We start from the raw sequence: 13,626 nt of genomic DNA, 5'->3' as shown, positions 1-13,626 counted from the left end.
CCGCTGGCGACTGGGCTGAATCACCGCGGCCTATCTTGAGACCTGCTCCGCCTGCAGCGTCTTGAGCCTCTTCATCACGTCATTTGTGCCGCGGCCAAAATAATCGTGAAGCGTCTGGTACTCCTTGAATAGCCGGTTGTAAACATCGTGCGCCTGCTTCCGAGGCCGACAGGAATCTTTCTGGAGTTGCGCCATGTTTTGCGCAGCCTCAAAAATTGTATCGTAGCCCCCGGCTTCCCTTCCCGCCGCAACCGCCCCATGCATTGCCGAACCCAATGCCGGGCAGGTGAGCAAATACCGAGCAATTCTGATCTCGCGACCGGTGACGTCCGCAAAGATCTGCATCAGCAGCCTGTTCTTTTCTGGCAGCCCGCCACAGGCCACAAGGTTTCGAACCTCTACACCTCTGGACTCGAAGGCTTCGATAATCTGGCGCGTCCCAAATGCCGTCGCTTCAATCAGAGCGCGATAGATCTCCTCAGGCCTCGTTGCCAGACGCAACCCCAGCAGCACGCCCGTCAATCCGGCATCCACCAACACCGAGCGGTTGCCATTCCACCAGTCGAGGGCCAGCAATCCTGATTCTCCGGGCGCGAGGGCCGCCGCCCGCTTTTCCAGGACTGCCGTGACGGGCACCCTGCTCCGGCGCGCCTCCCGAGACACCGACTCGTGTACGCCGTTCTCAAAGAACCAGGCAAAGATGTCTCCCACCGCTGACTGTCCGGCCTCATAGCCCCACAGGCCCGGCACCACACCGTCCTCAACCACCCCGCACATCCCTTCCACCGCCTGCCTCTCTCTTCCCAGCAGGATATGGCAGATCGAGGTACCCATAATCATCACCAGCGAGCCGGGCTCCGTCACCGCGCAGGCTGGCACGGAAACATGCGCGTCTACGTTGCCGACCGAAACCGGCGTGCCTTCGCGGAGACCTGTCTTGCGCGCCCATTCGGCCGTCAGCCCGCCGGCCCGCGCACCCAGTGGGTAATAGTCCTCGGTCACCTTTGTCCCGATCACGTTTTTGAGCGAAGGATGCAAGGCCCGGTAAAATTCCGGCGAGGGAAATCCCTTCCCCTTCACCCACATGGCCTTGTATCCCGCGGTACAGGCGCCTCGCTTCTCTTCTCCAGTCAGTTGCCACACGATCCAATCGGCTGACTCGATAAAGCGCTCCGTGGACTCATAGATCCCAGGCGCCTCGTTCGCGATTTGCAGCAACTTTGAGAAGAACCACTCCGAGGAGTACTTCCCGCCGTAAATACGAACGAAATCTTCATTCCGCTCCCTCCCGATTTCATTAATGCGGTCGGCTTCTGGCTGCGCCGCGTGGTGCTTCCACAGCTTGACCCATGCATGGGGATGTTTGCGGAATTTCGGCAGGGAGCAGAGCGGCGTCCCATCGCCCTTCACCGGAAGCGGGCTTGATGCCGTAAAATCAGTGCCAAGGCCGACCACCTGCTCGGGCTTAACGCCTGCTGCTTTCAGCGCTTTCCGGACCCCCTTTTCCGCCACCAAAAGATAATCGCGCGGGTTCTGCAACGCCCAGTCGTGTTCGAGTTTTGGACCTCCGGGAACCCTTGCGTCGATCACCCCGTCCGGATAAGGCACAATAACGCTCGACACCAGTTCCCCATTCCCAACTCGGACCACCGCCACCCGGCCCGACTCGGTCCCGTAGTCGATCCCCAGCGCAAACTTATCTCTGCGTTTGGAAGTAGAGGTTTGCCGTCTCATTGCTCAGGCTGCCACCTCGATCTGACCTCGCGACCTGTCTCGACGCAATCACAACCGGGGATAAGAGGACCCGGCCTCCGCGAAAGAAGACCTTCTCTACAGGTCACATTTTTTGAGCCAGACAATGTTACTAGGGAAAGGGCAAACCCGCAAACCGATGGGTACACGCAGTAGCAAGAGAAAAAACTCGCAGTACTTGAAACCGCATCGGGCGCGCACCGAAACCTTAAATGGCGGCCTTAACTTGGCGCCTCGGCGCCTTTGCGTGAGCAGGCTTTTCTTTGACACAAGCAAATCGCCTGGCGATTGTCGGCGCAATCTGACAGGACAAAAGTACTGGCACGCAGGGGCGCAAAGGCGCAAAGATTTCTATGTGGGTGATATAAGATTGTCGTCTGCGTTCTGATTTCGCATAATGTCAATCAGGAGACAACTCTGCATGGGCTACCAACCAATTGAGAATTATGGAATCATCGGCGATCTGCACACTGTTGCCCTGGTTGGCATGAACGGCTCCATCGATTGGCTGTGCTTCCCAAATTTCGACTCGCCCAGTGTCTTTGGGGCGATGCTGGACGATGAAAAGGGGGGCCGATTCCAGATAACTCCAACTGTGGAAGAAGTAACTTTCAAACAACTTTATTGGCCCGAATCAAACGTGCTGGTCACCCGCTTTCTTTCAACGGCGGGAGTGGGCGAAATCACTGACTATATGCCGGTCGGCGGCAAGGGCCGAGTGGAAGGCAGACACCAACTGGTGCGGCGAGCGCGGGTGGTCCGCGGATCAATGCCGTTCCGCATGGTGTGTCAGCCGGCTTTCAATTACGCGCGCGACACGCACAAGATGCAAACCACTTCGGAGGGAGTCTGCTTTCAGTCGAAAGACTTGCATCTCGGTCTCGCCACAGAAGTTCCGCTCAAGAGCGACGGCAGGGGCGGCGTGAGCGCGGAATTCACGCTGGGAGAAGACCAAAGCGCCATTTTCCTGTTGCAGATGGTGCCGCCAGGCGCCGGCTGCGGCTCGGCTGTTTCAGAATCTCGCGAAGCGGAATTGTTCCAGGAAACGGTGGACTACTGGCGGGGTTGGCTCTCGGGCTGCAGATACCGGGGCCGCTGGCGTGAAATGGTGTATCGCTCGGCACTGGTCCTCAAGCTGCTCACTTACCACCCCACTGGGGCGATCGTTGCGGCGCCCACCTGCAGCCTGCCCGAACACATTGGCGGTGAGCGCAACTGGGATTATCGCTACACGTGGATTCGTGATGCAGCGTTCACTCTCTATGCCCTGATGCGGCTTGGCTTCACGGAGGAAGCGGCAAAATTCATGCATTGGCTGGACGCCCGATGCCACGAGCGGGAAAAGGATGGGTCTCTCCAGATTATGTACGGCATCGACGGACGGCACGAACTGGAGGAGTCCACCCTAGACCACCTCGAGGGCTACAAGGGGTCCCGGCCCGTCCGTGTTGGGAACGGTGCCGCAAAACATTTACAGTTGGACATCTATGGCGAGTTGATGGATTCCGTCTATCTATACAACAAATATGGCAGTCCGATCTCTTACGAACTCTGGATGGAGCTTCGCGGACTGCTCAACTGGGTCTGCAACAACTGGCGCCAGGCCGACAACGGCATTTGGGAAGTAAGAGGTGGCCGCCAGCACTTTGTGTACTCCAAAGTTATGTGCTGGGTTGCGCTCGACCGAGGTCTGCGCCTTGCGGATAAACGTTCATTCCCGGCGGACCGGGAACGCTGGCTGAAAAACCGCGACGCCATCTACGTGGAAATTCTGGAAATGGGCTGGAGCGGAAGCCGTCAGTCCTTCGTGCAATATTACGGCTGCGACTGCCTTGACGCCTCCAACCTGATCATGCCACTGGTCTTCTTCATGTCGCCTACTGACCCTCGCATGTTGAAAACCATCGACGCTATCAACCGTCCTCCGGACAAGGGCGGGCTGGTATCAGACAGTCTTGCATATCGTTACAATCCTGAGGCTGGAATTGACGGGCTGCACGGTACCGAAGGCACCTTCAACATGTGCACGTTCTGGCTGGTTGAGGCGTTGACGCGCGCCGGACGGGTTGATAAGCGCCGGCTGGACCAGGCTGTCTTGAAGTTTGAAAAAATGTTAAGCTACGCAAACCATCTGGGACTTTACTCGGAAGAAACAGGCCCCCGCGGCGAGGGTCTGGGAAACTTCCCACAGGCTTTTACTCATGTCGCCCTGATCAGCGCTGCTTTTAACCTGGACCGGGCCCTGAGTTCAAGCGGCAATCAATGGCCAGGACTCGCAGGCCCATCCTAGTGAGGATTCGCCGGTATTATTTCCCGCCCGGGGCGAGACACAGACTCCCCAGGAAGGGGACGCCGTTCCTGGGGAGTCACGAACTCGATACCGGTGAGACCCGCCTGTGAGATGCTGGCAAGACGCCATTCCCGTTGCCAACTGGGACAGTCCATGAAGACCCTGCTGATCCAGCTATCAACTACTTCTTTTTGGGTGGGACTACGGCGTCCTTGAATGATTTCGCCAAGCGGAACTTGACGACTGTCTTGGCAGGAATCTTAATGGGTGCGCCGGTTTGGGGGTTTCGACCCGTGCGTTCTTTGCGGTGAGCTTTGACAGCCTTGCCGAGGCCCGGAATCACAAACTGCCCACCGCTCTTGCACTCCTTGGTGGCCAAGGCCGCAAGTTCATCAAGCACTGCGGCCGTGGCTTTTTTCTGCAGCCCGACTTTGTCAGCCAGATGGGATACCACCTGGGATTTGGACATTACTTTTGCCATGTACTGCTCCTCTCCTGATTTTTAGATGTTGGGAGTCCCTTTCGTTGACTGAAATGCGAAACTGTAAGCAATAACCCTCGAACTGTCAAGGCTTATGATGAGCCGCGCCTGCGCTGTACATGCATTAGTTTGCCTGCTCTGTCAAGCGATATTGCGCACGTTCGTGCAGCATGCGTGTACAGCGGCACGTACATTTATACACAGCTTTTGAGTTTTGCGCCAAAAACATTTTCTAAGACACCGAACAGGCCATCGAACTGGTCTCTTGATTCACCAGCTAAGAGAGTGGGCAAGCCATCGGCAACCATTTGCGAGCACGAGAAGATCGCTCTTTTACGCCGCCTGTAGCACGCGACGGGCCGCTCGCATGGTCCATATCAACACTCGCGGCAAGTAAAAGCCGCAAGGGCAGGAATTGCTGCTAATTGCCGCCAGTTCCGTGAGCGGCACTCGATTCACTCCGGCTGCTCCCCGTGTGGATTATTGTCTTATCGGGAGCCGGGAGGATGGCCATTGGGATGCGCGCGAATGCCACCTGATTGGCAGAGATATCCATCACATTCACCTGCATCCAGTATCTGCCCGGAGGAAACCTTGCCAGCGGGACCTCAGTGAAGTACGAGGCCGTCCCTTCGCCTGACTTCCCTGACTTGGCTGCGTAAGGTCCGGCTTGAGAAATCTGCACGCCATTCCGGAAGAAGATGAGCGCCATTGACGGAGGGCTCGAAGTTCCAGAGCGCCTGTCGGCCTTGCCGGAGGATGCCGGGCTGCCGGCATACGACTGCAGGTAAACATAAAGGTTCTGGTCGGCATAGAACACCCTGGTGACGCTCGGCAGGATTGCCTGGGAACCGGAGTCGAGCGGATTGTCCTCCGCGCCTGTGGCCCACTGGCCGCGCCCGGGCCGGGTGGTGAGTTTCTTTGTAAGCTCGTTCGAGACAATCACGGAACTCAGCGCCAGACCGTTCTTGTTTACGGGCGGAAGCGCCAGTTGCTTCTCAAAGGTGCCCATCTTTCCCGTCAGGTTTTCGCGCGCCACCACCTTGAGCTTGTAAGTGCCGGGCGGCAGCACCAGTCCGCCTTCATAGAGGATGTTGCCTTTGAGCACGGCCTGGAAGGTTGACGCGTCCAGTTTCACCGGCAGCGTGTCGCGCAGCGCACCCGCCACCTTCCCGTTGGAATCCGTCGCCCGCCAGGCGAAATCGAACTGCGTCCGGTGGTCTGCCGAGCGCTGATGAAAGGGAATCGAGGAACCGGGAATTTTGGCCGCCAGCACCACATAATAGTGCCCGTCGGATTGCAGGAAATACGCAGTCTCTACCGCCAGCGGAAGGTCGAGAAAAGGCACGTCGGAATTGAGTGCGTCGGCAAGCTGAAGTTCCTTCTGCTGGCCCGAAGAGCGCCCGAAACTGACGGGAGCGTAATAGCCTGGGCGGGCTTCAACCTTCAAGCCGCGACCCTCCACCACTTCCACCCGGATGCGGCGGAACTTTCCGTCCGCTTTGGTGTTCGACGGGGTATATCCGATCAGGTAGTAGCTATTGTTCGCCTTCTGCACATACTCGAACGCAGGCGCGAAATTGTTCAAGTCTGTAAACATCTTTCCGCCGGTGTCCGTTGCCAGCGTGGAGAGCGTCTCGCGGCTGTTGTGCATTGAAGTGATCTGCGAAGACACGCCGCTGGCAGTGTAAATCGCGGTCCCGGCGGGGCTGGGCGCCGAGGCGCCGCCGCCGGGCGGCATGGCCATCAGACCACGCGCATCCAGCGTGTAAAAGGAAACGTTGGCCCGGTTTGCCGCGTCAATTGTTGCCTGGAGCTGCGCTTCGTTGTCCACGCCTGTCTGCTCGATGCCGCTTGAAAAGTGGATGACCGACTTGCGCCCCGGCACAGCCTGCAACAGGTTGGCCAGTGACTCGAGAGCCGAGAGTTTCTCGTCGGTATTGAAAATATTGAACTCGGTTTCGTCAGGAGTGAAAGCGTTGCCGGTATCCTGCGTCACCACTTCGTTCCCGAATGAGTCTGTGCCGCCAGCCTCGCCTACACTCCCGTTTGACGCCAGCGTGGATGACTGGCCAATCTGGATGCTCTTAATGGCTTTCGACAGCACATCCCGGTCGTTGGTAAAGTCCTGGAGCACCTTCAGGTCGCTCGAATAGGTGACGACAGCAACCAGATCGGCGGGCGTCATATCGGTCTTCAGGAAATCCTGCGCCGATTCGAGCGCGCGCAGCAGGTCCGGAATCTGCATCGACGACAGGTCGAAGAACAGGACCACCAGTCGGTGGTTCTGCACCAGCCGCCGGTAAGTGTCCTGCGGCGTCGTTTTGGGCAGGGAGGCCAGATTAATCTCCGCCGGCTTGCCGTTTTCGCCGGTCTCCTGCACCAGCTTCTGAATGTCTTCGAGATCGAACGAATCGATCTTTTGCAGCACGCCGTCTTCGTATACTTTGAAATCGCTCTGCTTGAGATTGGTTACAGGGTCGCCCTTGCGGTCCGTTACGCGAACGTCAACCAGCACTTCATTCGTGGAAACCTGCAAGGTGAAACCCTGCGAGAGGTTCTGGTAGCCGATCTGGCCGGAGGGCGGAGCGGCTGGCAGTCCCTGGTTCTGAGCAGCCACGGCAAGCTGCACCACCATCGCAACCATGAGCACACCCACGCCAATGGCTGCCAACATCAGGGCACGGCCAGAACCATGGCGAATGCGTTGTTGGTGAACTGTGTTTCGATTCATACCTACCTCAAACCGCCATTCCACATGTCATCCTGAGCGCAGCGAAGGATCTCTGCATCTAATTTCACGCGAATACTGGGATGCTTCGCTTCGCTCAGCATGACGGCTCAGCGTTTCTCAGCAATCTGTTAGAACCGCAGCCTGAATGAAAGGGTCATGGTCCTCATCGCACCCACAGCATTTACCCGTCCGAAGGTGTTGCTGTTGATCGTCGTTGACAGGCCCGAAAAATTGACGATGTTGAACGTGTTGCTCGTCGCCAGGCGAAAGTTCCCAGTAATATTCTTCTCGCGCGAAATCGTGATCAGCCGGTCGAGTCCCACATCGAAATTGATGGTTGGCGGCCCGGGAATGGTATTCCGGCCGGCGTTCCCGAACGCTCCCGCCACCGGCAAGGCAAACGCCCCCGTATTAAAGTAGTTGAGCGTAGTTCGCTGGGAGGAAGGCAGCGTCACCGGAACTCCCGTGGCGTCGGCGCGCAATCCGCCGAACGGTGCAAGCCCATTCACGTTGTTGCTGGCGTTGCCGCCAACATAGGCGGTATAGGGCAGGCCGGAACTGACAGTCATAATGTCACTCAGAGACCAGCGGCTGAGAATAGCAGACAGAACACCGCCCTTCTTCAGGAACCGGCCGCGCTCGCCAAATGGCAACTGATAGCGCACAAAGCCGCGCAGGCTGTGAGTGGGATTGAATCCCGAAAGGGCCCACTCCGCGCCCAGATCAGAGGGATTCTGCACAGGAGCCAGCGGGCTCACGGCCGCCGAGATGGCCGAACCGCCTCCCAGCCCTCCAGGGCCGCCAATCCTGAAGAAGCGCGTGGTGGCAGTTCCCCCGACGCTGGACGCGTTGTCCTCTGCCTTCGAATAGGTGTAATTCAAAAAGAAAGAGAAGTCGCGGCGCGAAAAGTGCCGCAGGCTCACGCGCAGCCCGTTGTAGAGGGATGATGCTCCCGAAGTGTCGTATTCAAACGGAAGCGTAATAGACGCCAGGGCACTCCCGACACCGGGCACCAGCAGCAGGTTCAGGTGCGTCCCGCGCGTGCCGATATAAGCCGCCGACAGGACGTAGGACTGGCCGAGGTTTTGTTCCACCGTTGCATTCCAGGTTTGCGCGTACGGGGTAAGGAACCCAGGGTCAACGGCATACGTGTTGCTCACCGTTCCGGGATTGATGGTGGGAAATCCGTTCTGGAGCGTCAGGAGCTGCGACGGGCTGGTCACCAGCGTGCTCGTGGTTGCAAACGGGGCTTGATTCACCAGGTTGCTCACCAGGTTCTGGTAAATTGACTCGTCGTAAAACATGCCGTAGCCTGCGCGCACCACCAGCGAGTGTGAAATCCACGGGCGATAGGCAATACCCACGCGCGGCGCCACGTTTTCCGGATGCCCGCTTAACAGTGAAGCCGGAAGACTTCCCGGATTCTGTCCCGTCACCACGTCCGCCGTAGAAAAATTGGGTCCCAGGGCCAGGTCCGACAGGTGGCCGTATTTCTCGGTGAAGGGCGCGGCGTATTCCCAACGCGCGCCCAGGTCCAGCGTGAAATGGTCCGACACCCGCCAGTCATCCTGACCGTAAACGTCGTAGCGGGACGATCGCAGATAGTTGGCGGGAATGCCGTAGCGCTCCGAGGTCGTCTGCGGAAGTCCCAGTAGAAAATCAGCCAGATCATATCCCGTATTCGTGACCGGCGTTCCCTGCGTCGTAAAGTCGCTGGTGCTGTAGCCGGTGAAGGAGAAACTTCCTTGCGCTTCCGGGTTCGTCAGCGAGTTCAGTTGAATTCTGGAAACCTCTCCGCCGAACTCGAAGTTGTGTTTGCCCACGGTGTAAAGGAGTGAATCGGAGAAACTCAGCGTCTGGTTGCGAGTCAACGAGGGAGACGCGTCACTAAGCTCGCTGAAATTCGTAAAGCCGATGGAGGGCAGGCCCCAATCCCTCGGGTCCTGTGAAACGCCCTGGATGCCCAATTCCCCCGTGATGTTCCGGTTGTAGGAAAAGGGATTCGTCACCAGAGTGCGCGCGCGGTTGAAGTTCACAGCAAAGTCATTAACGGCCCTGGTGCTGAAATTGTGAGTTTCGGTCACGCTGACGTTCTGTCTTCGCGTGGTGGTCGTGGAAGGAATGTTTGGGAAGCCGGTGAGGCCGTCAGCGTGTGAGGAATCGTAGAAATACACCACTGCCAGGTTATCTTTGCTTGAAATTTCGCGGCCCACCCTGGCCATGAAGATCTGGCTGGCCGTTGGGAGCGACAGTTGCACGTGATAGTTCTGCACCTGCCCCGGCAGGTTGGGCATCGGGAGGTATTGCAGCAACCCCAGAGAGGCCGAGTTGAGCATCGACGACGGAACCACATTGCCCGGAAAAGCGGTCCGCGGTTCGAGCGCTGCGGTCGGCTCATAAATGACAGGCATCGTACCGGCGCCTGGTCCGGATGCAATGGTTGTTGCTGAAAAATCGCCCTGCCGCTCCGCCGCAGTCGGAAGCGATGCCAGAATATTCTGCGGGCTGGTGCCGCGAATGATGTTGAAATTGAAAAAGAAGCTAGTTTTATTGCCACCGTTGTAAAGCCTGGGGATGTTCAGCGGGCCGCCAAGCGAAAAACCGAAGAGCTCGCTGTAGTACGGGACCTGCGGCTGCGAGGGCGTGTTCAAGGGGTAAGGACGAGCGTCGAAGGCCGAGTTAGTGTACGACTCGTTGATGTTTCCGCGAATCTGATTGGAGCCGGGCCGCCGAAAACCGCCGAAGAAAAAGACACGGTCACCGCCGCCTCCTCCGCCAAACGGCATCCCTGCCTCGCCGCCAGGGCCTCCGGGACCTCCCGGTCCGCCGCCGAATCTGAAACCTCGGCCACGGCGTCCGCCAGCCATAGTGGGCGCGGTGGCGTTCACAACATTGCCGGCCAGCAGGAAGGAGTTGCTGGCGCCCGCCGCGCCCGCAAGATCGCCCCCGATGCCGCCGGCCTGATTCGTCTGGCCCGTTCCGGCGCCCTCATCCGAGAAACTCAAACCGCCGGTCGCATCATTCCCACCCGCTTCTGCCAGAATGCTGTTCAGGTCACCGGCGTCTTCTGGGCCGGCCGTTCCCTGCGCAGGAAAGGAGCCGCCGGCATTCCCGCGACCCTGCTGCGGAAACTGACCTGACCCGCGCCCGATTCCGGCGCGTCCACCAGATCCCGCCTCGCTTGCGCGCCCGGGAAAATTCCCTCGGCCCGCCCCGCCCTGCCCGGCGCCCTGCCGCCTGAAACCGCCAAATCCGGCCTGCTCACCGGGCACGCCCAGTGTCAAGGTCGCGTTCAGGGTCAAAGGCTTGCCGGCGGTGACTGTCACAGGTCCCAACAGGGATGGCCGGAAACCCAGGATCACCACAATCACCCGATACTCGCCCGGCGCCACGCTGCTGAAAACGTACTTTCCCGCCTCGTCGGACCATGTCTGCTTGCGCTCGCGCGTTTGTGGATTGAACAGCACAACCCTCGCGCCCGGCACCGGCACTTCCCCGGGGCCTAGCACCTGCCCCTCGACTGTGCCGCCGGCTGCCGTCTGCGCCATCGCCGCCGGACCTGTGCACAACGTTATCGCCAGCATCACCGCCAGAATTCCGGCGCCGTACAAGAACGTTTTTGCCCTCATTCTCCCAGATCCCTCAAATTCCAAAGCCGGCCCATAAGAACTGGCGTCGCCGTGCTAGTATGCCGGACGGATTTGGCGATAAAAAGGTTTCACTGCGCATGGCGAAATCGCCGGGCACTGGCTTGTCCTTCTGTTTACACGGCAGCCCCAAGGCATCCGACGCCCGCCATAATTCTCAATCTCCAAGTATGTCCCCAACCAAGCTCCTGGACTGCAAATTGTCTGTAAAAGGTCGTGGCGGGCCACTGCTCCCGAACGTGTTCCACGCCTGCGCAGAGCGGGCCGTAGAAATATCGCTGTTGTTGCGTCATTCTGCGGTGTTCGTCGGGTCTTGCCCCGCTTGACTTTCGCGGTTTTCAGGGCTATACCTAACAACATAGAGAGAGGTGTAGCCAGTCAATAGACTCGGCGGGGGCCGCCATGGGAAACAAGCTTACCTTAGCGTTCATTCTTGCCATGTTCAGCGCGATGGCCTTCCCGTTGCCTTCCCGGGCGCAGAGAGGTTATCTGATGGGGGGAGGCCAGTTTGTACGGCCGCGGCCGCACGCTCCCTTAGGACACCCGCGTCAGGGGCCCATCCTCACGGGGCCCAGAGGCCGTGGCCGTTTTGGGCGAGGCGGGTCCGCCGTTTATCCGTATCTTTATCCTCCCTATTACGATTCCGGTTACTATTCCGAGCCTGCTCCAACTGAGCCCCAGCAGGAACGCGTGGTGGTGGTTGAAAATTCCCAGCAACCCGCCGCAGTTGCGCCAGCGCCTCCTCCAAAATCGCTGATGCTGGAACGCCAGGGCGACCACTGGGTGCGGGTAACGGATGCCGGCCAGACTGTGACCGACCTGCAGCCCGGCCAAAAGGGGTCCGAAACAGCAGCGAACCTGCGGGTCATCACGCCGCAGGAAGGCGCAGCCGTTGAACCGCCTGCTCAGCTCCCGCCCGCCGTGCTGGTGTTTCGCGACGGACACAAAGAAGAGATCTCCCGCTATACCATCGTCGGCGGCAACATCTATACCAGCAACGATTACTGGAACAGCGGTTCGTGGACAAAGAAGGTCCCGATTGCCGAACTGGACGTTCCCAGCACGCTGGAACTGAACCGCGAGCGCGGGACGAACTTCAGCCTGCCTTCCAGCCCGCATGTTGTCGTCGTCCGCCCTTGAGATTTGCACCGGCTAGCTCCAGCCAGTATCAGACCGTTTCGAGCGGTGCAGAGCCTGCTCAGGGGCTTGCCCCGCGTCTCCACTCCGGCCTCGCACCCATTCAATTCTCGCTGCTCGAGTCCCACAAAAACAACGTATTGTATTGGGCCAGGCTTTAGCCGACAATCACTTCCATGAAATCTCGGAATCCTGAACCTGTCCGGCGCGCGGTGAAACCTCGCGCAAAGACGACGGACAACCTGCTGGTGATGCAGACGTCGGGCGCCGGCGATGGAGTTCAAAGCGGGACGGCCCAGCGGCCCCGGACGCGATTGAGGATCACCGAGGTGCGAGTGATCGTCACCTGCCCGGACCGCAACTACGTTCTGGTAAAAGTTCTTACCAGCGAGCCCGCGCTCTACGGCGTGGGCGACGCCACGCTGAACGGCCGCGAACTGGCCGTGGCCACCCTGCTCGATAAGCACATTGCGCCGATGCTCATCGGGCGCGACCCGGAGCAGGTGGAAGATATCTGGCAGTGCCTTTACCGAGCCCCCTACTGGCGCTCCGGGCCCGTGCAGATGACGGCGCTTGCTGGCATCGACCTCGCGCTGTGGGACATCAAGGGCAAGTTGGCCGGGATGCCCGTCTATCAGTTACTCGGCGGACGCACGCGGCGCGGCGCGCTGGCGTACACACATGCAAGCGGAAAAAACTTTGACGAAACTGAAGCCGCGGTCCGGCGCGCCATGGAGCGCGGCTTTAAGGCCGTGCGCGCCCAGGTGGCGGTCCCGGGCCTCGAAGGCACCTACGGAACATCGCGGAACAAAACATCTGAAGAGACTGCCGGCCGCGTGGACCAGCAAGCCGACCTTCCGTCCACGGAAGTTTTCGAGCCTGGCCCGTACCTACGCACCGTTCCTAAACTGTTCGAGCATCTTCGGCTCAAGCTCGGCGATGAGGTTGAACTGCTGCACGACGTCCACCAGAAGCTTGGGCCTGTCGAAGCCGCGCGTTTGGCGCACGATCTCGAGCCCTACCGCCTCTTCTTTCTCGAAGATCTCGTGCCGCCGGAAGCCAAAGACGGCCTGCGGCTGGTCCGGCAACGGTCTGCGACGCCCATCGCCCTCGGAGAGATCATCCATTCGCCGCTCGACTTTGTTCCCCTCATCACCGAGAGGCTGATCGACTATCTTCGCTGCGCCGTCACGCACATCGGGGGAATCACCGCGGCTCGCAAGCTGGCCTCGCTGGCCGAATTCTACCAGGTGAAAACCGCCTGGCACGGGCCTGCCGATGTGGCGCCACCTGCCCATGCGGCGAGCGTCCATCTTGACCTCGCAATCCAAAACTTCGGCATCCAGGAGATGATCTTTTTCTCCGACATTGCGCGCGAGGTGATGCCGGGCGGGCCGGTGTTCCAGGGGGGTTACATGGACGTTGACAATACCCCCGGCCTGGGAACCGACATCAACGAGGAACTGGCCAAAAAATACCCCTACCGGCGGTCGTATTTACCCCTCGCTCGGCGCAAGGATGGCAGCGTCCATGACTGGTGAGAATGCGTAAAGCATCCGATTTTGCCTGCCACTCGACTAATCGC

General features: G+C 59.3%; 7 protein-coding genes. 3 read left to right on the top strand and 4 right to left on the bottom strand.

Annotated features, from left to right (window positions below):
• Positions 1–30: 30 nt before the first annotated feature.
• Positions 31–1,734 (bottom strand): ribulokinase, encoded by a 1,704-nt coding sequence (locus VFQ24_17645; protein HET9180183.1) that lies wholly within the window; start codon positions 1,732–1,734, stop codon positions 31–33.
• Between the two features lie 439 nt (positions 1,735–2,173).
• On the opposite strand from VFQ24_17645, the gene VFQ24_17640 reads away from it, so the two are divergent.
• The gene (locus VFQ24_17640; protein HET9180182.1) at positions 2,174–4,042 is read left to right on the top strand and encodes a glycoside hydrolase family 15 protein; all 1,869 of its coding nucleotides are present in this window, start codon (positions 2,174–2,176) and stop codon (positions 4,040–4,042) included.
• A gap of 181 nt (positions 4,043–4,223) precedes the next feature.
• Here VFQ24_17640 and VFQ24_17635 read toward each other — a convergent pair whose 3' ends face one another.
• The 3 genes from VFQ24_17635 to VFQ24_17625 all read right to left on the bottom strand — a co-directional run bounded on the left by VFQ24_17635 (position 4,224) and on the right by VFQ24_17625 (position 10,886).
• Complete coding sequence (locus VFQ24_17635) at positions 4,224–4,523, bottom strand: HU family DNA-binding protein (protein ID HET9180181.1); 300 nt, start codon at positions 4,521–4,523, stop codon at positions 4,224–4,226.
• Between the two features lie 421 nt (positions 4,524–4,944).
• Complete coding sequence (locus tag VFQ24_17630; GenBank protein ID HET9180180.1) at positions 4,945–7,257, bottom strand: VWA domain-containing protein; 2,313 nt, start codon at positions 7,255–7,257, stop codon at positions 4,945–4,947.
• A gap of 128 nt (positions 7,258–7,385) precedes the next feature.
• Positions 7,386–10,886, bottom strand: a complete 3,501-nt coding sequence (locus tag VFQ24_17625) for a carboxypeptidase regulatory-like domain-containing protein (protein HET9180179.1) — start codon at positions 10,884–10,886, stop codon at positions 7,386–7,388.
• Between the two features lie 420 nt (positions 10,887–11,306).
• Between VFQ24_17625 and VFQ24_17620 the strand changes: the two genes are divergently transcribed.
• Together VFQ24_17620 and VFQ24_17615 are read left to right on the top strand one after the other, a co-directional pair.
• Positions 11,307–12,044: a hypothetical protein gene (locus VFQ24_17620; GenBank protein HET9180178.1), complete on the top strand. Its 738-nt coding sequence runs from the start codon at positions 11,307–11,309 to the stop codon at positions 12,042–12,044.
• Positions 12,045–12,355: 311 nt separating this feature from the next.
• The gene (locus VFQ24_17615; protein ID HET9180177.1) at positions 12,356–13,582 is read left to right on the top strand and encodes a D-galactonate dehydratase family protein; all 1,227 of its coding nucleotides are present in this window, start codon (positions 12,356–12,358) and stop codon (positions 13,580–13,582) included.
• The last annotated feature ends 44 nt before the right edge of the window (positions 13,583–13,626 follow it).

The organism is Terriglobia bacterium, assembly GCA_035712365.1.
GTDB lineage: Bacteria > Acidobacteriota > Terriglobia > UBA7540 > UBA7540 > SCRD01.
This window is presented reverse-complemented; position numbering and strand designations above follow the sequence as displayed.

Coding starts and splice junctions, on each gene's coding strand:
- VFQ24_17620 (HET9180178.1), top strand. CDS start 11,307: ATGGGAAACAAGCTTACCTTAGCGTTCATTCTTGCCATGTTCAGCGCG.
- VFQ24_17645 (HET9180183.1), bottom strand. CDS start 1,734: ATGAGACGGCAAACCTCTACTTCCAAACGCAGAGATAAGTTTGCGCTG.
- VFQ24_17635 (HET9180181.1), bottom strand. CDS start 4,523: ATGGCAAAAGTAATGTCCAAATCCCAGGTGGTATCCCATCTGGCTGAC.
- VFQ24_17630 (HET9180180.1), bottom strand. CDS start 7,257: ATGAATCGAAACACAGTTCACCAACAACGCATTCGCCATGGTTCTGGC.
- VFQ24_17625 (HET9180179.1), bottom strand. CDS start 10,886: ATGAGGGCAAAAACGTTCTTGTACGGCGCCGGAATTCTGGCGGTGATG.
- VFQ24_17640 (HET9180182.1), top strand. CDS start 2,174: ATGGGCTACCAACCAATTGAGAATTATGGAATCATCGGCGATCTGCAC.